At 64.6% G+C, this 18708-nt stretch carries 18 protein-coding genes; 4 read left to right on the forward strand and 14 right to left on the reverse strand.

Translation table 11 applies throughout. The annotated features are described in order from the left end of the window. Positions 1–46: 46 nt before the first annotated feature. From IEW22_RS12560 to IEW22_RS12580, 5 genes are all read right to left on the reverse strand, one after another. Entirely contained in the window at positions 47–985 is a 939-nt protein-coding gene (locus IEW22_RS12560) for a DUF5996 family protein (RefSeq protein ID WP_188586957.1), read from the reverse strand. Next, positions 982–2748, reverse strand: coding sequence for a pyruvate dehydrogenase (locus tag IEW22_RS12565; RefSeq protein ID WP_188586958.1), 1767 nt, complete (start codon positions 2746–2748; stop codon positions 982–984). Before IEW22_RS12565 ends, IEW22_RS12560 begins: the two co-directional genes overlap by 4 nt. A gap of 161 nt (positions 2749–2909) precedes the next feature. Continuing rightward, positions 2910–3317: a DUF732 domain-containing protein gene (locus tag IEW22_RS12570; protein ID WP_188586959.1), complete on the reverse strand. Its 408-nt coding sequence runs from the start codon at positions 3315–3317 to the stop codon at positions 2910–2912. Between the two features lie 111 nt (positions 3318–3428). Continuing rightward, positions 3429–4253: a family 1 encapsulin nanocompartment shell protein gene (locus IEW22_RS12575; RefSeq protein WP_188586960.1), complete on the reverse strand. Its 825-nt coding sequence runs from the start codon at positions 4251–4253 to the stop codon at positions 3429–3431. A gap of 79 nt (positions 4254–4332) precedes the next feature. Next, positions 4333–5415: a Dyp-type peroxidase gene (locus IEW22_RS12580; RefSeq protein ID WP_268235484.1), complete on the reverse strand. Its 1083-nt coding sequence runs from the start codon at positions 5413–5415 to the stop codon at positions 4333–4335. A 465-nt stretch (positions 5416–5880) separates the two neighbouring features. Here IEW22_RS12580 and IEW22_RS12585 point away from each other — a divergent pair, with 465 nt between their 5' ends. Then, positions 5881–6558, forward strand: coding sequence for a TetR/AcrR family transcriptional regulator (locus IEW22_RS12585; protein ID WP_188586962.1), 678 nt, complete (start codon positions 5881–5883; stop codon positions 6556–6558). 338 nt (positions 6559–6896) lie between these two features. Here the strand turns inward: IEW22_RS12585 and IEW22_RS12590 are convergent, their stop codons facing one another. From IEW22_RS12590 to IEW22_RS12605, 4 genes are all read right to left on the reverse strand, one after another. Continuing rightward, on the reverse strand, positions 6897–7748 hold the full coding sequence (locus IEW22_RS12590; protein WP_188586963.1) for a patatin-like phospholipase family protein: 852 nt from the start codon (positions 7746–7748) through the stop codon (positions 6897–6899). A 128-nt stretch (positions 7749–7876) separates the two neighbouring features. Further along, the gene (locus IEW22_RS12595; RefSeq protein ID WP_188586964.1) at positions 7877–8725 is read right to left on the reverse strand and encodes a helix-turn-helix domain-containing protein; all 849 of its coding nucleotides are present in this window, start codon (positions 8723–8725) and stop codon (positions 7877–7879) included. Positions 8726–8764: 39 nt separating this feature from the next. Continuing rightward, complete coding sequence (locus IEW22_RS12600; RefSeq protein WP_229742591.1) at positions 8765–9703, reverse strand: alpha/beta hydrolase; 939 nt, start codon at positions 9701–9703, stop codon at positions 8765–8767. A 66-nt stretch (positions 9704–9769) separates the two neighbouring features. Then, the gene (locus IEW22_RS12605; protein ID WP_188586965.1) at positions 9770–9928 is read right to left on the reverse strand and encodes a hypothetical protein; all 159 of its coding nucleotides are present in this window, start codon (positions 9926–9928) and stop codon (positions 9770–9772) included. A 62-nt stretch (positions 9929–9990) separates the two neighbouring features. On the opposite strand from IEW22_RS12605, the gene IEW22_RS12610 reads away from it, so the two are divergent. Both IEW22_RS12610 and clpB read left to right on the forward strand, forming a co-directional pair. Next, the gene (locus IEW22_RS12610; RefSeq protein ID WP_188586966.1) at positions 9991–11070 is read left to right on the forward strand and encodes a hypothetical protein; all 1080 of its coding nucleotides are present in this window, start codon (positions 9991–9993) and stop codon (positions 11068–11070) included. 262 nt (positions 11071–11332) lie between these two features. Beyond that, positions 11333–13909, forward strand: coding sequence for an ATP-dependent chaperone ClpB (gene clpB, locus IEW22_RS12615; RefSeq protein WP_188586967.1), 2577 nt, complete (start codon positions 11333–11335; stop codon positions 13907–13909). A 105-nt stretch (positions 13910–14014) separates the two neighbouring features. Here the strand turns inward: clpB and IEW22_RS12620 are convergent, their stop codons facing one another. After that, complete coding sequence (locus IEW22_RS12620) at positions 14015–14410, reverse strand: hypothetical protein (RefSeq protein ID WP_188586968.1); 396 nt, start codon at positions 14408–14410, stop codon at positions 14015–14017. Positions 14411–14710: 300 nt separating this feature from the next. Here IEW22_RS12620 and IEW22_RS12625 point away from each other — a divergent pair, with 300 nt between their 5' ends. Continuing rightward, positions 14711–15727 (forward strand): zinc-binding alcohol dehydrogenase family protein, encoded by a 1017-nt coding sequence (locus IEW22_RS12625; RefSeq protein ID WP_188586969.1) that lies wholly within the window; start codon positions 14711–14713, stop codon positions 15725–15727. Positions 15728–15746: 19 nt separating this feature from the next. Here IEW22_RS12625 and IEW22_RS12630 read toward each other — a convergent pair whose 3' ends face one another. From IEW22_RS12630 to IEW22_RS12645, 4 genes are all read right to left on the reverse strand, one after another. Continuing rightward, positions 15747–16694, reverse strand: coding sequence for an isopenicillin N synthase family dioxygenase (locus IEW22_RS12630; RefSeq protein WP_188586970.1), 948 nt, complete (start codon positions 16692–16694; stop codon positions 15747–15749). A gap of 123 nt (positions 16695–16817) precedes the next feature. Continuing rightward, on the reverse strand, positions 16818–17441 hold the full coding sequence (locus tag IEW22_RS12635) for a helix-turn-helix domain-containing protein (RefSeq protein WP_188586971.1): 624 nt from the start codon (positions 17439–17441) through the stop codon (positions 16818–16820). Between the two features lie 111 nt (positions 17442–17552). Continuing rightward, positions 17553–17870, reverse strand: coding sequence for a hypothetical protein (locus IEW22_RS12640; protein ID WP_188586972.1), 318 nt, complete (start codon positions 17868–17870; stop codon positions 17553–17555). Positions 17871–18184: 314 nt separating this feature from the next. Continuing rightward, positions 18185–18655: a hypothetical protein gene (locus IEW22_RS12645; protein ID WP_188586973.1), complete on the reverse strand. Its 471-nt coding sequence runs from the start codon at positions 18653–18655 to the stop codon at positions 18185–18187. Between the last annotated feature and the right edge of the window lie 53 nt (positions 18656–18708).

An 18708-nucleotide genomic window follows, 5' to 3' on the forward strand; every position in this document is an offset into this window, starting at 1 on the left:
AAACTTGACCTGAGGAGTGATGACCGTCTGGGTAGCCGGGCGGTCGTCATTCCGTCGCCGTGTCGCGCAGCATGCCGTCGCGCGTACACGGCCAGTGGCCGTGGTCATAAGCCGCGGCGTAGGTGGATTCGAGAAACTCCAATGCGAGTTCGTCAGGATCTGCCGCCTCGCGAACTGCCTTGTAGGGCAGGATGAACTCGCCGAGATCGTGATCGTAGTAGGCCTGATTGGGCAGCACGTGATACGACTCGAATCCGTCCGGTGCCGGATAGGCGTAGGAGTAGAACGCGCCTTCTTCGGCGCCGCCCGGCCAGAACCCCGCACTCGACAGCTGAGCGTCATACGCCTCGTGCATCACCGAGTCCGGACAGTTCGGCACACTACCCGGATAGGTCGGTGCTGACGCCCCGGAGAATCGTGTGACGGCGAGATCGACTGCGCCCCAGAAGAAATGGACCGGGCTTACCTTGCCGCGGAAGCGTGACCGGAACTCGGCGAACACGCGCGCGGCATTGACCATCGAATACCAGAATGCGCGAATGGCCACCGCGTCATAACTGTCGTGCACGGTGTCCTGGGCGAAGGGGATCGCATGAGCCAGTTCCACCGGAACGGCATGGATCGGCACCGAGATACCCAGCTCGTCGAGTGCGCCGATGTATCGGTCGTAGAACTGCGCCACCGACATCGGTTCGAGCGCGATGCTGCGTGACTGGCCGGATGTGGTGAGGATGTCCAGCCGGTGTGACAGGAAGTCGAACACGATCTCCAGACCACCGTCGCCGTAAGGCATCAGCGAGGTGGTGAGCCCGCGTGAGTTCACATACAGCGTCACATTCCACCAGTGGTTCTCGGTGGGCGCCAGGGCGAGTCGGGTCTTCCCGACGATCTGCGTCCACAGGTGCACGGTGTCGCGGGTGGGTTCCCACACTTGCACGGGCAGTTGCGGCCACGTCAGCGCCGACCCGGCCTCGCGCGAGGTCATCGCGTGGTGTGCGGCTTGGGGATGTTGCGGAGATTCGATTTGGCCATCCGAACCGCTTCTCCGGCACCGCCGTTGAGGACGACCTTGCTCAGCCCCATGGCGAAGCCGCTGATCTGTGAACCGCTGATCTTCGGCGGTACCGACAGTGCGTCGGGGTCGGTGACCAGCTGCACCAGTGCTGGTCCGTCGACTGCGAACGCCGCTTCCAGTGCGGCGCGGATGTCGCCGGGTTGCTCCACCTTTCGCCCCCAGAAGCCTGCCGCCTCGGCCAGTGCGGCGTAATCGGCGTGGGGTACGTCGACGCCGTAGTCGGGATAGCCGTCCACGAGCATCTCGGCCTTGACCATGCCGAGTGTGGAATTGTCGAACAGCACGATCTTCACCGGGATCTTGTACATCGCCACGGTGAGGATCTCCGAGAGGAGCATCGACAGGCCGCCATCGCCGGAGATCGAGATCACCTGTCGCCCAGGCGACGCCATCTGTGCGCCCATTGCCTGGGGAAGCGCGTTGGCCATCGATCCGTGCAACATCGAGGCGATGAACTTCCGCTTGCCGGTGGGGTTGATGTAGCGCGCAGTCCACACATTGCACATGCCGGTGTCGGTGGTGAAGATCGCGTCGTCGTCGGCGACGTCGTCGAGGATCGACGCGGCGTATTCGGGATGGATGGGCACCAGATCGGCGGCCTTCTTGCCCGAATAGGCGCCCACCACATCTTTCATCGCCTTCTCGTGGTTGCGCAGCCACCGGTCGAGGTATTTGCGATCGGACTTGCGCGCCACCAGCGGTTCGATTGCCTGCAGTGTCGACCGGACATCGCCGTGCACGGGGATCTGTACCGCGGTACGGCGACCGATTTTCGTGGGGTCGATGTCCACCTGCGCGGTGGTCACCTTCTCGGGCAAGAACTGCGAGTACGGGAAGTCGGTGCCCAACATCAGGAGAAGATCGGCGTCGTGCATACCCGCATGTGCCGCACCGTAACCCAGCAGGCCGGTCATCCCCACGTCGTAGGGATTGTCGTATTGGATGAACTCCTTGCCGCGCAACGAGTGTCCGATCGGCGCACCGATCTTCTCCGCGAGAGCAACCACCTCGTCATGTGCGCCGGCCACGCCGTAGCCGGCGAAGATGGCAACCTTCTCGGCGTCGTTGATCGCGGTCGCGAGGCGGTCGATCACCTCCTTGGGCGGTGTGATCGCCGGATGCGACGGGATGGCGAGCGGATCCATCGCGGCCGCCGCGGTCTGTGAGGCGATGTCGCCAGGCAGCGTGATCACCGAGACGCCACCGCCGGCGCCGGCGGCCTGGATCGCCGAACGGATCACGCGCGGAGCCTGTTCGGGGGTGCTGATCAGCTCGCGGAAGAGCGAACACTCCACGAACAGCCGGTCGGGGTGGGTCTCCTGGAAGTACCCCATGCCGATCTCCGAGCTCGGGATGTGTGAGGCGATCGCCACCACCGGAGCGCCTGAGCGCTGGGCGTCGTAGAGGCCGTTGATCAGATGCAGGTTGCCCGGGCCGCAGGAGCCGGCGCAGGCGGCGATCCGGCCGGTGGTCTGCGCCTCGGCCGATGCGGCGAATGCTGCCGCTTCCTCGTGGCGTACGTGTATCCAGTCGATGCCGCCCTGCTTGGAACCTCCGGTTCGGCGTACCGCGTCGACCACCGGGTTCAGGCTGTCGCCGACGATCCCGTAGATCCGTTGGACTCCCGCCTCGATGAGGCCTGCGACGAGCTGATCGGCCACAGTGGTTGCCACGTAGTGCTCCTCCCGGTCAAAGGTATGGCACCCACGCTACTCGGGATGGGATGGTCGAGCGGCAGTGAAGCGGCAGTGAAAGAGCCCTCGCCGAGCGCTTTTCGGGCATTACCGACGTGTGCGCGTGACGTCGATGTTCGCCGGTGCCGGTGCCCCGACGGTCAGCCCAGGCCGTAGTAGTGCGGCATCTCGCTGGTGCAGTAGACGGTCAGCGACCACTTGACGACCTTGCTCGCATCCTCGGGATCCAGACCGCTGGCCTGGCGCATACCCTCCTCGACCTCATCGGAGGACTTGCCGTTGCTCAAGCCGGAGCACACCGCTTTGCCCGCGGCGACCATCGTCGCCTCGTCGCCGAAGGTCAGGTGTTCGGTACGCAGTGCCGAGACGAAGAAGTCGTCCATGTTGTTGATCGTCGGCGCGTCGGCTTCGGCCGATGACTCCGCAGCCGCAGACGTGGTCGCGGCGGATGTCGCGGGCGTTGCCGTCCCCGATGACGTGTTCGACGAGCAGCCGGCAGCCCCGGCGAGGGCGAGCAGCAAGGCCGCGGACACCATGATCTTCTTCATCGAGTGGTGCACCTTTCGTGTCGGTCGAGTCCCGCTCGGGGCGAACCCGACCATAGGCATGTTCCGGACAGCCACCCTACGGTGGGTCGGGATCGCCGACGGTGCTCGGGTTCAGTCCAGCCCTGTGGCGGAGCCGTCGTAGGTGAGGGCCACTGCCGCTTCGCCGGTGAACACCTGGAAGGTGAACGACTCCTGGAAGTACAGGCCCACGTTCGTCGCGTCGTGCCAGTCGTAGCCGATCGACAGGTCCTGGCCGATGGTCAGCTCGTAGTCGCCGCCGCGGGTGCTGATCACGAAGGCTCCGTCGATGGCGGGTGCCCACACTATGTCGCCGTCGCCGATGAGTCGCTGCAGATGTTCGCGCACCGGGTAGCCGTGGTTGGAGGTCTCGTTGACCAGGGAGTAGACGTCGGCCGCGAGGACGAACGAGTACGGTCCGTTCACCGAGGCCAGACGAAGGGTGGACAGTGCGTGGCTGAACGCCTCGGGGTATTCGCGCACGTCGGCGGGCAGAGCTATCGGTTCGGCCTGTACGTGATCGCGCACGCCGCCGATGTCACCGGCGGCGAAGCTCTCGAAGACCGCACGGTCCTCGGCAAGCGCGGCGGCACGCGCCGCGGCGATCACCGGGTCCCAGTCGGAGTCCTTGGAGCCGCGATCGACGTCGTCGATGGCCGCGCGGCTCACGGTGAAGGGGATCTTGAATTCGATCAGCGGCTGAGACAGTCGCATCGAGGCGGTGATGCCCTCACCGGGAGCGTCGATGGGGGCGCGATGACCGGTGGTCACGGCGGCGACGTCGAGCCCGACCGGTCCTGTCACATCGACCACCCGACGCCCGGCGATGTTCCGGCGGAACGAGCGCTTCGCCTCTTCCTCGATCTCGGACCATGCCGCATCGGAGATGGGGGCGAGTTGGCGGTGCAGGTTGTTCATCGTGTCCCTCCGGAGGAGTCGGGTGTGACGGTCGAGGAAGTGCGGTGGTGGGTACGCGCGGTGGCAGTCAGTGGGTCGGTCAGCGCGGTTTCAGTGCGCCGATCCCCAGGGATCCGTCGCCTGGGTCGCTCGGGGTGGACGGGGTCACCGCAGCGCTCGGATCGGCGTCGCGATGTGACTCGTCTGGCTCGGCGGTCGTCTGATCGGTCGCCGATTCATCGTCGAGAAGCGGTGGATCGTCGAGGAATTCGACGGAGGGCACGAAAAACAGTCCGCCGGTGACCGCGGTCGAGAAGTCCAGGATGCGGTCGTGGTTACCCGGAGGTTTGCCGATGAACATGTTGGTCAGCATCTCCTCGGTGACAGAGGGATGCGCCGCGTATCCGATAAAGTAGGTGCCGAATTCGTCGCTGCCCACCCGGCCGAACGGCATGTTGTCACGCATGATCTGTTGTTGCACGCCGTTCTCATCCTCGATCACGGTCAGTGCGGTGTGCGAGTTGGTGGGTTTGGTGTCGTCATCCTGCTCGATGTTGTCCCACTTCGACCGCCCGATCGCATTCTCCTGCTCCTCGGTCGACAGCGCGTTCCATGCATCCATGTCGTGCAGATACTTCTGCACGATCACGTAGCTGCCGCCGACGAAGTCGGGTTCGTCGGTGATCGAGACCGCCACCGTGGCCGCGGGTCCGTCCGGATTCTCGGTGCCGTCGACGAATCCGATGATGTCGCGCATGTCGAAGTACCGGAATCCATGCACCTCGTCGACCACTCGGACACCGTCGCCGAATGCCGACATCAGCTGTGTGGCCATCTCGAAGCACACGTCCATACGTCCGCCGCGGATGTGAAAGAGCATGTCGCCCGGAGTGGATGGGGCGGTGTGGATGTCGCCGGCGAGCGGGATGAACGGATGCAGACCGTCGGGGCGCGGGCCGGAGAACAGTCGATCCCACAGGGCCGAGCCGATGCCGACCACGCAGGTGAGGTGGGCCTCGACCGAGCGTGAGGCTACCGATCGCACCAGGCCGGTGAAATCCGGCAGCGTCTCGGCGACCACGTCTTCTGCGCCCGAGTCGACCGTGACCACGAGAAAGATCGCGGCCTCGGTCATCGGGGACAGGATCGGCTGGGGGGTAGGGGTCGTTCCCGGCGCGCTCACTCCGCCATTATGGCAACTGGTTTCCGGTTGTGACCGTGAGCGTGGTCCCCGGCGCGCTCCTCGCCTGCGGCCGGGCTGCGGGACCTCGGCCTCTCATCCCGCAGAGTGGGAAAATTTCGTCGTCGGACATCTGTACGATGTGACTTCAGTCACATGAAGATGCTCGCGTGGCGCGGTGTTGCAACGGTCGGCGATGTCAGGGGTCGCGGTGGCACAAAGTTGCTTCACGCGAACGGTTTTGATGTTCCCTTCAATCGAAAAGTGTCCGTTTTGTGCGTCTTGGCTTGGCAGTCAACGACTCTCGTGGACGAGGCCGTCTTTGCGTGGTCTGCCGGCCGTGTCGCGCATCTGAGTGAATCGGGCGACTGCCATGTTCGAACAACGAGACAACGGCATCCGATCGGCCTTCCTATCGCTAGACGAGCGTATAAATTCCCAGTGCCACAAGGGTTCTAACCTGTCGTGGTGACATCGGGGCACCAGGGTGACGGTACGAGGGAGCTTCTCCTTCGTGCAGCGGCAGAGGAGATTCTCGGTACCGGCTATGCGGGCGCGTCACTGTCGGCGATCGCGGCCCGACGCAACGTGACCAAAGGCGCGCTCGCGTACCACTACCCGGCGAAGAGTGACATCGCCGCAGCCCTGCTCGAGCGTCAGGCGGCCACTCTCCAGGCGTTGTTGGCTGCTTCGCAGGCCCGATATCCCCAATGCGGTGTCCGTCAGCTGATCGATTTCCTCTACAACGTGGTCTCCGTGCACTTGGCTGACCCTCTGATGGCGGCGGGCAACTCGATCGCCTTCGGCCCCGCGGTGCCCGGACTCCCGGCGACGGGCGGCGTTGCGTGGTGGCAGCACACCTATCAGGAGATGTTCGACGCGGCGCTACAGGTGGGGGAGCGCAGCGCCGGTGTACCCAGTGGGACGGCCGCGCTGACGCTGACGTCGATGCTGATAGGTGGCGCGGACATGGTCCGGGTGATACCACAGCCTGCCATCGACCTCGACGTGGCGATGTCGATGGTCGGCGTCGTGCTCGCCGGGTGCGGCGTGAGTAACGCCTCGACTCTGATCGGTGAGGTCGTCGCACACGCGGGGGAGGCGGCCGGACGGCAAGCGGCTGGAGACTTCACCGCCACCGAGTGATCGGGGGCGAACCCGAACTGCGGGGTCGAGTGGGGTGGAGAAGTCGAGAGGCGGTCAGCCTGAGTATGTCGACTGGAGCTGGCCGATGCCTTCGGCGATGCTCGGGATCAAACCCATCACCGCATCGAACGGGGATGCGAGCACAGTCAGTACGACCAGAACTCCGTCAACTACAGCAAAGAATGGATTCATAATCTACGTATACGCCGTGGCGTGACGACTGTTACCGTGTCAGGTGATGTTCTGGCGCTTTGACGGGAATGTCGTCTATGCCTGTGCTGCAACGTGTCTGGGTTATGCGGCACCGTCTACGGACCGGTGGTTCGTGACGGTATGAGTCACAACTCCACCAGCGGCTTGAGCCAGGCGGCCTCGGTGATGGCCTGCTGATATCCGGCGCGGGCTGCCCTCGCCTGGCGGGCGGGGTCGAGTGCGTTGCGTCCCATGGCCTTGCGGCTCTGTTCGTCGGGGACGATCAGTTGCGTCGGAATGGTCAACGCTGACACCTGTTCGTGCGCACTGGTTCCCGGCCGCATGGCGCCGGGCATCGGCGCGATCACCACGGCACTCTCGGGTTCGATGTCGGTGATCAGATCGGCGTTGGTCGGCGACCAGGTGCCGCCGTCGATGTAGCGGCGACCGTCGATGGGTACCACCGGCCACACACCGGGGACAGCCGCCGAGGCCTCCACGGCCTCGAGCAGGCCCGCGGGTCCGGCTGCGTCGAACACCACGCGCTCTCCGGAGTCGGCGTCCACAGCCACGATGCGCAGATCGCGGTCGATCGGCCAGCGGCGTTGCGGGAGTCGGCTCTCGATCACGCGGTGTCGGTCGTGTGCGTTGCGGAATCCCATGCCCAGGCCGAGCTGCCCGGCGGCCAGCATCGCGGCGTGGTTGTCCGGGGCCGAGCGGACGGTGCTGATCATCCGCTTGAAGCCGCCGCGCGGCCCGGCGATCTCGTGGGTGCGTCCCTCGAGCTGCCAGCGGAACAGCATCTCCAGTGAGGTGTTGCTGGCCAACTGTGCGGCCACCACCGATCCGGCCGAGGTGCCGATGAGTGTCCGGGAGTCGCGCAAATGTGCACCGGCGTGCTCGAGGCCGCGAAGCAGGCCGACCATCCATGCGATCCCGGTGAGTCCACCTCCACCGAGAACCAGAGCGGCACTGTTTTCGGTTCCGAGATCGGCCATCGGAGAGTCCTCTCACTCGCTGTGTGCGTTTGAGGTCGCCGTTGACCTGTCCCGTTACTGATGGCACAACGGCGGGTGCGAGGGATTAATTCCTTAGGGGATCTAACAAGTTGGTCACGGCGGGCAGGTCAGCGCATCAGCTCGCGTAAGCGCTCTTCGGTGGCCGAGCCTTCTTCGGCGATATTGAGGACCAACTGCTGTTCGGGTGCTCCGGCGTACCGGAAGATCTCCCAGTCCAGAGTGAGCTCGCCGACCTGTGTGTGGTTGAGGACTTTCGTGCCGAAGTCCTGTCTGGCGACGTTGCGCGCCGACCACCACTGGCCGAACTGGCGATCGGCGATCGTCAGCTCACCGACCAGCGCTGCCAGTGCCGGGTCGCCCGGATTGGTGACGGCTTCTCGCCGCAGGATCGACACGCAGGACCGCGCAACGGCCTGCCAATCGACGAAGAGCTCACGCATGCGCGGATCCACGAACACCAGCCGGACGAAGTTGAGCCCGTGGCCGCCGAGTTCGTTGAAGTCCACATAGACCTTGGCCGCCAACGGGTTCCAGGCGAGTATCTGCATGCGGGGCCCGAGCACGATCGCGGGAGTGTCGGTGAGGCGATCCACGATTCGTCGCACCTGCGGTCTGATTTTCGACGTGGTGCGCGGCACCGAAGTGGAGACCGGTTGGTGGCCGGCGCGATTGGCGAGCTCGTCGAGATACTCCGCCTGGTCGGGGTCCAGACGCAACGCGTTGATCAATGCCGCGAGAACAGGGGCCGACGGAGCGAGACGCCCCTGTTCGATCCGGGTGTAGTAGTCCGTGCTGATCGAGGCGAGCGCGGCGACCTCCTCTCGACGCAGCCCGCTCACCCGACGCCGACGATCGTGATCGGGCAGCCCCGCGTCGCGTGGGGTCAGCTCACCTCGACGCGTTCGTAGGAACGCGCCGAGTTCCTTGAGCTGAGCCTCGGAGGTGGTTGCCGGCATGACGTCAGAGTAAGTCGTCGCCGGTACCGGGCGCTGTGGTCACAGGTGGTCGGCGAAGAACGGGATGACCGTCTTCAATGCCTCGCCGGCGCCCTTGGGCTGGTCGTACAGGTCGTAGTGGGAGACGCCCGTGAGCTCGAGTAGCCGCTTGTCCTTGGATGCGGCCCGGTCGATGATCTCGTGACCGTCGCGGTAGGCGCCGAAGGCGCCCGGCTTGTCTCCGACCACCACGAGCAGCGGCTGGGTGAGCAGTTCCTCGGCCAGATGGAATGCGTCCCACCCGAATGCTGCGGCATTGTGCGCGGTGTCGAACAGTACGCAGCCGTTCGCCGACTGGCCGCGCGGTGTCCGGTAGTAGTCGTAGGCCTCCACGATGTCGATGTCGCCGATCTGAGCCGCGGCCTCGGCACTGTCGGGCAGCAGAGTGGTGGCCGCGGAGTCAGCGCCGCGCGCCTCCTTCGTGCGCTGGGCGTCGATGGCCCGCAGAGCTGCGACAACACCGTCGGCCGAGCCCTGGTTCTCCCGCATCATCCGGCCGTAGTTGACACCGGTGATCGACACGACGGCCTTGAACCGCTTCTCGGTCATCGCAGCGTTGAGGGTGTATCCGCCACCGCCGCAGATGCCGAGCACACCGATCCTGTCGGCGTCGACATAGGGCAGTGTCACCAGGTGATCGACCACGCGGCGGAAGTCCTCGACACGCTGCGCGGGATCCTCACGGAAGCGGGGTGTGCCGCCGCTGGCGCCCTGGAAGCTGGCGTCGAAGGCGATGACCACATAGCCCGCATCGGCCAACGCGGTGCCATAGATGTTGCCCGACGTCTGCTCCTTGCAGCTGCCGATGGGGTGTGCGGTGACGATCGCCGGATACGTCGTCGACGTGTTGAAGTTCGGCGGGAAATAGATGTCGGCCGCGATGTCCCAGTACATGTCCGGGTTGCGGAAGGTGATGTGCTCGATGCTGTCGGTTGCCACGGTTGGCCCTCCTCGTGGGTGTCTGTCGGGTCGCGGCGTTGGCCATCGTTGGCCACTGCCCCTTCCTCATCCACTGTGGGCGTGCTCCGGTGCAGGCAACAGGAAGAGTTCTTTCCTGGGAAGGATCGTTCCTAGGAACAGTTTCTGGGCTGCCCCGGGGGGTCGGCGGGTGTCCTTGACCGCGGCGGCGTACTCCCGCTGCGCGGCTTCGTGGGCGACTGACACGCTGTCATTCGAGCGCTCGACGTGGGATTTTGGCGCTCTGTTCAGCTGATATCGTCTCCGCCGTGTCGTATACGGAGGGTCGTGTGGGTGGACGGTGCGCGGCGATCCTCGCCGTACTGATCGCAGTGATAACACTCGCCGGCTGCAGTGAGGTCGTCCACGGGCAGGCGGCCCCTGCCTTGCGTTCGGGCGTCCTCGGCATACCAGGGCCGGACGAAGCGGAAACGGCATCCTTTGCCAAGGTGCGCGAACTCGATCCGTGTGGGTTCATCGACCTCCGCGCCGTCGGTGCCGTTCTGTCGCCGCCGACATGGGTCGGCACAGATCAGAAGCCCAGTGAGTGCGAGGTCAAGATCGATCCCACCAAGAATCGTGAGCGGATCGCGTCGATCTCGGTGAGCCCCGATGTGCAACTGGACGACGCAGATGTGCCGGCCCTTGCCGATTCGAATTTCAATGGTGGAGGAACGTCATGTTCGGCAGCCATTCCCTATCAGGGCGAGCGCGGACTCTTCTTCTATGAATCCGACGACTACAACATGTTCGACAGTGACAGCACGCCGACTCAGGTCGACCACTGCCCGAGTCTGAAGAAGATCGTGGCGGCCTCGTTGCCGCTCTTCACGACCCGTCCATTGCGCGCCACATCGACGCACGTGGTGAATTTTCAGCTCGCGCGGATGGATCCGTGTGCGATCTCGACGCTGCTGAAATGGCGTTATCCCCATATGTCGTTCGGTACGGACGGCAGTACTCATCGAGCCTCGACGGCGCTGAGTGAATGCGACATCTGGACAGACGGATACCGCAGGGACGACTCCGATCGGATCGGGGTGTCGCTGTGGTACCAGGACAAAGATGTCACCGTGCATCTTCCGGCGGATCCCGGGGCTCCACCCGGGCTGATGAATCCGATGTGGGAAACGATTCGCGGGGTGGACTCCCGGGTGGTTCCGCCGAGCGGGGTGGCAACTCTGTGCGAGATCAACTCCTACGTGAAGGTCAATGATTCGGTGCTCATTCCGTTCTTGAGCAACGAATCCCCTCAGCCCATGGTGGAGACGATTCAGTCCACTGCTCATGACTGTGACACCGCCCGCATCGTCGCCGACGCCGCGGTGCGCGTGTATCAGCGGAGCTGAGCGCCCGGAATCGGGCCGCCACCCCGCCTGTGTATGCCCGGCGGTGTATGTCTGGCGGAGCCAGGACCCACATGAGTCCACAAGACTCAACTCTGCTGGAGAAATTTCTGCAGATTCATTACCCTGAGCGGAACAGACTCAAGTCTGATGGTGTTACACCCTGTGACAGGTGCGAACACCGTGCCTGACCTCGGCTCTCTGTTGATATCGAGAGCCGGGGACCATGAAGACTTAGTGGTACTGAACAGAAAGGGTCCGCGAAGTGGATAGCTTCAACCCCACGACCAAGGCGCAGGCTGCGCTGGCTTCGGCCATGCAGGATGCTGCCGCCGCGGGGAACCCGGACGTCCGGCCGGCGCACATTCTGGTCGCCCTGCTCGATCAGTCCGACGGGATCGCATCGCCGCTGCTCAAGGCAGTGGGTGTGGAACCGTCGACCGTTCGCGCTCAGGCGCAGGCGCTCGTCGATCGGATGCCCAAGGCCTCCGGCGCCAGCTCCACCCCGCAGCTCTCGCGTGAGTCCATCGCGGCGGTCACCGCCGCACAGAAATTGGCCACCACGCTCGACGACCAGTTCGTCTCGACCGAGCATCTGGTGGTCGGTCTGGCCGAAGGCGACTCCGACGTCGCCAAGTTGCTGGCCAACGTCGGCGCCACACCGCAGGCGCTGCAGGAGGCATTCGTCAAGGTTCGCGGCACCGCCCGCGTGACCAACGCCGATCCCGAGGCGACGTATCAGGCGCTCGAGAAGTACTCGACCGACCTCACCGCCCGTGCTCGCGAGGGCAAACTCGATCCGGTGATCGGCCGTGACACCGAGATCCGTCGTGTGGTGCAGGTGCTGAGCCGTCGTACCAAGAACAACCCGGTGCTCATCGGCGAACCCGGCGTCGGCAAGACCGCCATCGTGGAGGGCCTGGCCCAGCGCGTGGTGGCCGGCGACGTCCCGGAGTCGTTGCGCGGCAAGACCGTCATCTCCCTCGACCTCGGTTCGATGGTCGCGGGTGCGAAGTACCGCGGCGAGTTCGAGGAGCGCCTGAAGGCTGTTCTCGACGAGATCAAGAACTCCGACGGCCAGATCATCACCTTCATCGACGAGCTGCACACCATCGTGGGCGCCGGTGCGACCGGTGAGTCGGCGATGGACGCCGGCAACATGATCAAGCCGATGCTCGCCCGCGGTGAGCTGCGTCTGGTGGGCGCGACCACCTTGGAGGAGTACCGCCAGTACATCGAGAAGGACGCCGCCCTCGAGCGCCGCTTCCAGCAGGTCTACGTCGGCGAACCGTCGGTGGAGGACACCGTGGGCATCCTGCGTGGACTCAAGGAGCGCTACGAGGTGCATCACGGCGTGCGGATCACCGACTCGGCGCTGGTCGCTGCCGCGTCACTGTCGGATCGCTACATCACGTCTCGATTCCTCCCCGACAAGGCGATCGACCTCGTCGACGAGGCCGCGTCGCGGCTTCGGATGGAGATCGACTCTCGCCCGGTGGAGATCGACGAGCAGGAGCGCATCGTGCGTCGCCTGGAGGTCGAGGAACTCGCACTGCAGAAGGAGACCGACGCAGCCTCGAAGGAGCGTCTGGAGAAGCTGCGCGGCGAACTCGCCGACCACCGCGAGAAGCTCAACGAGCTGACCGCGCGCTGGCAGAGCGAGAAGGGTGCCATCGACTCCGTTCGCGAACTCCAAGAAGAGCTGGAAAGCCTGCGCGGAGAAGCTGAACGCGCCGAACGTGACGGCGATCTGGGTCGTGCCGCCGAGTTGCGGTACGGGCGGATTCCCGCACTGGAGAAGCAGTACGAGGCCGCGATCGAGAAGAGCGGTGCCGATCCTGCCGACGGCGACGTAATGCTCAAGGAGGAGGTCACCCCCGACGAGGTCGCCGAGGTGGTCTCGGCGTGGACCGGCGTTCCGGCCGGCCGCATGCTCGAGGGTGAATCGGCGAAACTGCTTCGGATGGAAGACGAACTCGGTTCCCGGGTCATCGGCCAGCACGAAGCCGTGGAGGCCGTCTCCGATGCTGTACGCCGTGCGCGTGCCGGCGTCGCCGACCCGAATCGTCCGCTGGGATCGTTCCTGTTCCTCGGACCGACCGGTGTGGGCAAGACCGAGCTCGCCAAGGCGCTTGCGGAGTTCCTCTTCGACGACGAACACGCCATGGTCCGTATCGACATGAGCGAATACGGCGAGAAGCATTCGGTGGCACGGCTTGTCGGTGCTCCTCCGGGGTACGTCGGATATGAGGCGGGCGGACAGCTCACTGAAGCGGTTCGACGCCGCCCCTACACGGTGGTGCTGTTCGACGAGGTGGAGAAGGCTCACCCGGATGTGTTCGACGTGCTGCTCCAGGTGCTCGATGAGGGCCGTCTGACCGACGGGCAGGGTCGTACCGTGGACTTCCGTAACACGATCCTGATCCTCACCTCGAACCTCGGCGCCGGTGGCGACAAGGACCAGGTGATGATGGCGGTGCGTTCGGCCTTCAAGCCGGAGTTCATCAACCGTCTCGACGACGTGGTGATCTTCGACCCGCTGAGCCCCGAACAGCTCGTGTCGATCGTCGACATCCAGCTCGGACAGCTCAAGAGCCGTCTGGCGCAACGCCGCCTCGACCTCGAGGTCACCGACGAGGCCAAGACCTGGCTCGCCGAGCGCGGCTACGAACCGGCTTACGGTGCTCGCCCGCTGCGCAGGCTGGTGCAGAAGTCGATCGGCGACGCCCTGGCAAAGGAGTTGCTGGCAGGCAAGATCCACGACGGAGATGTCGTGCCGGTCGACGTCAGCCCCGACAAGGAGACCCTCGTCGTCGGCCGATCACTCTGCCACGCAGCGTGATCGAGTGATACGAAACAGGGCCTGTCCTCTTGTGGAGGACAGGCCCTGTTGTCGTGCGGGGGGACGCACGTCTGGTGGGCGGGACAAGTATCGGTGCGACAGAACTCAGCGCAGGACGGCGAGTGCGCGAATCAGGTCGCGGACGTCGTTCTCGAGCGTGGTGTCTGAGCCCTTGTCGACCTTGCGCAGTTGTGTCAGCAGTTGTTTGGCGATCTGCAGAGCGATCTGATCGACCCCGGCCGCTCGCAGGATCTGCACCGGCTGGGCGACAAGGTCCTGAGCAAGCTGATTCTCGAGCCTGGTGCTGCCCGCGGAGTCGAGGAGGCCGAAGATCACAGACACCGCAGCGTCGATCGCCGTCGTGTTGGCGCGGGCGGCGGCCGGCGTGGCCACTGGTGCGGCCGAGGCGATGCCGGGAGTAGCCGCTGCCGCCGCCGCGGTGACCGCCAGTGCCGCGACCACGATGCGCAACCGGTTGACGCGGTGGGACAGGGCGGCCAAGGTTGCACTCCTTCATTTGTTACCCGTGATGGCCACCTACCCGTGATGGCAGCGGTGTGGCGTATGGGACTGAAGAGACAATCGCATGCGACGGGGGTTCATGTCCATGGACCACGGGCATATATGTGAGGCGGTCGGTAACTCGTCAACTGCTGTGGCGCAGGACAATACCGTCGAATGCCGACCGGTCGACGCGTCGTCGACCCGGTGTCACCTCCTCGATTTCGCATCATTCGCAATACGTGCTTTCCGGTGTCCGGCCCACGGCGCATCGGCGGTCTGATGATTACCGTGAAGTTCATGGCTCACACAGCATCGGCAATCGCCTCACTCGCCCCCGGACCGGTCGACGCGGATCGGTCCTTCGCCGAAGTGGAGATCAGCGTCGGCGATCCCGGTCCTCACGACCTGCTGGTCGAGGTTCATGCCGTGTCGGTCAATCCGGTCGACGTCAAGACGCGTGCGAGCTTCGACGGTTTCGAGGCGCCCAAGGTGCTCGGCTACGACGCGGCGGGCGTGGTCGTCGCCGTCGGCAGTGAGGTGAGCAGGTTCGCGGTCGGTGACGCGGTGTACTACGCCGGTGCGATCAACCGTCCCGGCAGCAATGCGCGACTGCAGTTGGTCGACGAACGCATCGTCGGCCACAAGCCGTCGTCGTTGAGTTTCTGCTCGGCCGCGGCACTGCCGCTGACCACTCTGACTGCATGGGAGTGCCTGTTCGATCGGCTGCATCTCGACAAGGCAGGCAACGGCACGCTCGTCGTGGTGGGAGGCGCCGGCGGTGTCGGCTCGATGGTGATCCAGCTCGCGCGTCGACTCACCGCGATGACGGTGATCGCCACCGCATCTCGCGACGTGTCGGAGAGTTGGGTGCGCTCGATGGGTGCCGACGAGGTGGTCGATCACCGGCAATTGCGCGACGCGGTACCGCCGTTGGCTCCCGACGGGGTCTCGGCCGTCTTCTCGTCGCACTCGGCGGGCAATGTGGAGAGCTATGCGCGCATTCTGGGCGTGCACGGGCAGGTGGTCGCCATCGATGATCCGGAGGGTCTGGACACGATGCCGCTCAAGCAGAAGAGCCAGAGCTGGCTGTGGGAGTTCATGTTCACCAAGCCGCTGTATCTGCCCGAGGACGACAGCCAGCACCGAATCCTCGATGAGGTCGCGAGGATGGTCGACGCCGGACACCTGCAGTCGACGGCGACCACCGTCTACGACGAATTCACCGTGGACACTCTGCGCGACGCCCATCGTCGATCCGAGAGTGGATCGACGATAGGCAAGATCGTGCTGATGCGCGCCGACGAGAACGACTGAACCACAGTACTTCTCGAGGTCAGTTGCCGTACTCCTGTAGTTCCTTGGCCGGGATCTTCTGCGCCTCGTATGGGGTGATCGGCTCATAGTGCGGGCCGTCGGCGCCGACACAGCGTGCGATCGGGGTGATCACCGCATCGGGAGAGGGCATGTAGAACAGCACGATCGAGCGCCGGAAATCGTCGGCAGTGGGGGCGTCGATCACGCGATGCGGGGTCGACGGGAACAGGTCGTTGGTCCACCGGGTCATCAGGCGCCCGACATTGATCACGTAGGCGTCGTCGCGGACCGGCACGGTGATGCGTTCGCCGTCGCGGCAGAGTACTTGCAGCCCTTCGTATGTGCCGCGCTGGTGCAGTACGGTCAGCATCCCGCTGTCCTGGTGTTCATCGAGCAGGACGTTCTGGTCGGTGACCGCACTGGTGGTGGAGTAATACCGACACATGAAGTTCGATCCGTCGGTAGCGACGTAACGGGTGAAGTAGTTGTCAGGAAGGCCCAAAGCCGTTGCGAACAGCGACATCACGGTCGCTCCGACACCACGCGTCCGATCCCGCAGCTCCAGCAGGGTGTCGGCGAAGCCGTCGATGTCGGGCCAGGTCCAGGGTTCGAAGAAGTCGGTGAACGCCGGGTCGATGCCCAGCCCCTGAGCTTCCTCAGGGGTTGCGATGCTCGCGATCTCATAACTCTCGACGCGCGAGCCGGCGTTCGCAGCGCGTTCGGCGCGGAAATAGCCCCGGAACGGATTGCCGTTAGGTGATTCGAGCGCCTCCTTGTACTCGTCGGGACGGTCGAAGAGGTTGTCGTACATGGCATACGCGCGATCGATCAACTCCATCGGAACACCGTGTCCGACGATCTGGAAGAACCCGGCGTCGACGATCGCGTCGTAGATCGCGGCCGCGGCCTGCTTGCGGCCCTGGGGTGTGTCGATGGTGCTGATGTCGATGACGGGGATGGCGTTCATCAGGCTCCTCTGCGATGTGCATGTTTGGGGGTCTGCATCAAATATAACCAATATGCATACTCGCAGGTGTTACCGCGATGTTAAAGCTCGCAGCGGTCGCAGTGACTCCGGGCGGGAGGCAGATCAATGCTGCTGAGGGGAGGTCGGATGGCCCGACGCGGTGACGATGAGGACACGAATCGTCTCGTCGTCGGCGGTGTCGGGCGAGTCGACGAAGGTGTGCGGCAGTTCGCCGGAGTGATGGATGGAGTCGCCGGGTCCCAGGTAGTAGGTCTGTTCGCCGATGCGAACGCCGACATGGCCTGAGATGACATGAAGAAGGTCTTCGCCGGCATGGGTGAATGTGTCGCCGGAGAGGTGACCCGGCCGCATGGTGTGTAGCAGTCCGGTCAGCAGGGTGCCGCTGGTGGGGTCGGTGAGCACCAGTGAGTCGCCGACCGACGTGTTGTCGCTGTGGGCGAGTGTGCGTGCGGCGCCAGACCGGGTGACCGATGGTTCGCCGGTGGGCGGCTGGTCGCCGAGCAGGCTTCCGACACTGACGCCCAGCGCTTCGGCGATCGAGTACAGCCGCGCGACGCTGGGTGTCGCAGAACCGTTTTCGACTCTGCTGAGAAATGGTTGGGACACTCCGGATCGCTCGGCGAGCTGGACGAGCGTGAGGCCGCGATCCTTGCGGGCTCGTCGCAGCGCGGCCCCGACATCCGCGGGCATGGCGCCGTCGGCTTCAGATGGCTTGCGATCGGACACGTGGGGAGTCTAGCCAGTGATCCACACGGCTCCTGCACAACGATTTCCCTCGGGCATCATCGCCGCGCAGCAGGAATGAGGTGGGGGTGCTGGAGGAAGGTCGCAGTGACGTCATCGGGACATTCCGAGGCTCTTCAGGTGGGCGCGGTGGTTGGCCAGGATGTCGGCGAGAACGTCGTCAGGCACGGGTCGGCCGTCGTGGGTGTCCACCCATTCGTCAACCTCTTCATCGAGGGATTGGTAGCGACCCAGGTAGTGGGTCTCCACGTCGTATTCGTCGTCGGTGAGGTGAGCGCCCGCGATCGGGCGGTCCTTCACGGTCGTGGGCGGCTCGTCTGCATCGTCACGATAGAGCTCGGGTGTCTGTGATTTCGGGGTGTGAAGGGCCCGAATGATGTCGGATGGCAGCTTCTCGAGGTCTGAGTTCATGAGATCACTCCTCAGTCTCCCGCTCGTGCCCAGCCGGGGTATGGGGGGAGGGCTTCGGCAGGTTGGTCGACATAGGTGTCTTGGGTGCGGTCCTTGCCATAGGGTGCGGGATCGTTGCGGGGATCTCGGCATGCTTCGGCCGCTGCACGGTCTTCGCCGTGGTGTGGAGCGGAACGTACGACTGTCCATCCGGTGAAGACGTCGGTGACGGGGTAGCGGGCGGGGCCTTGTCCTATAGCGCGGTAGTCGATCTTCGATTCCGAGGTTTGGCGCCACAGGATTTCGGTCGAGTATGTGTACTGGCTGAGTGCGACTTACTTGCCGTCTGGTTGTCGAGTGGTTGTCGCCTCATCGGGATACGTGCAGGTGACTGTCGTCCATTCGTTGTGGCGAAGCCTTTGTGCCTTCTGTAGTCGGTGGTAGACGGTGCCGTCGACCGTCACAGTCCCGGGTGTTGCGGATTCCATGAAGCCGGGTGGGCCGGCCACGACTCGATACCAGCCCGGGTAGGCCCCTCGGAATTGGCTGATGGTCTTGATGTAGTCGGATTCGATGAATGCGCGCGTGACGACTGCGATCGGGGAGAGTAGGTCGATGCCGGGCGCGGAGGTCCAGCGGAAGGTGGTCCCGATGTTGTCGGGAAGCTGGTAGGGGCCGTTGATGTTGCTGGTGACCCGTGCGGAGGAGCTGCTCGGCGCGGGTGTTGAGGGTGTTGAGCATGCCGTCATCGCGCAGACCCCGAGTAGGGAGGTTGCTGCGAGCGTCGTCGCGAATCGCCTTGTCATCGCACCCAATCGTCCGTTGAGCTGTCGTCAGGGACATCTGTGCGGCAGCGCGG

Origin of the sequence: Gordonia jinhuaensis (genome assembly GCF_014639795.1) — a bacterium.
Taxonomy (GTDB): Bacteria; Actinomycetota; Actinomycetes; order Mycobacteriales; family Mycobacteriaceae; genus Gordonia_B; species Gordonia_B jinhuaensis.

Coding starts and splice junctions, on each gene's coding strand:
- IEW22_RS12560 (WP_188586957.1), bottom strand. CDS start 985: ATGACCTCGCGCGAGGCCGGGTCGGCGCTGACGTGGCCGCAACTGCCC.
- IEW22_RS12570 (WP_188586959.1), bottom strand. CDS start 3,317: ATGAAGAAGATCATGGTGTCCGCGGCCTTGCTGCTCGCCCTCGCCGGG.
- IEW22_RS12575 (WP_188586960.1), bottom strand. CDS start 4,253: ATGAACAACCTGCACCGCCAACTCGCCCCCATCTCCGATGCGGCATGG.
- IEW22_RS12590 (WP_188586963.1), bottom strand. CDS start 7,748: ATGGCCGATCTCGGAACCGAAAACAGTGCCGCTCTGGTTCTCGGTGGA.
- IEW22_RS12595 (WP_188586964.1), bottom strand. CDS start 8,725: ATGCCGGCAACCACCTCCGAGGCTCAGCTCAAGGAACTCGGCGCGTTC.
- IEW22_RS12625 (WP_188586969.1), top strand. CDS start 14,711: ATGGCTCACACAGCATCGGCAATCGCCTCACTCGCCCCCGGACCGGTC.
- IEW22_RS12630 (WP_188586970.1), bottom strand. CDS start 16,694: ATGAACGCCATCCCCGTCATCGACATCAGCACCATCGACACACCCCAG.
- IEW22_RS12640 (WP_188586972.1), bottom strand. CDS start 17,870: ATGAACTCAGACCTCGAGAAGCTGCCATCCGACATCATTCGGGCCCTT.
- IEW22_RS12645 (WP_188586973.1), bottom strand. CDS start 18,655: ATGACAAGGCGATTCGCGACGACGCTCGCAGCAACCTCCCTACTCGGG.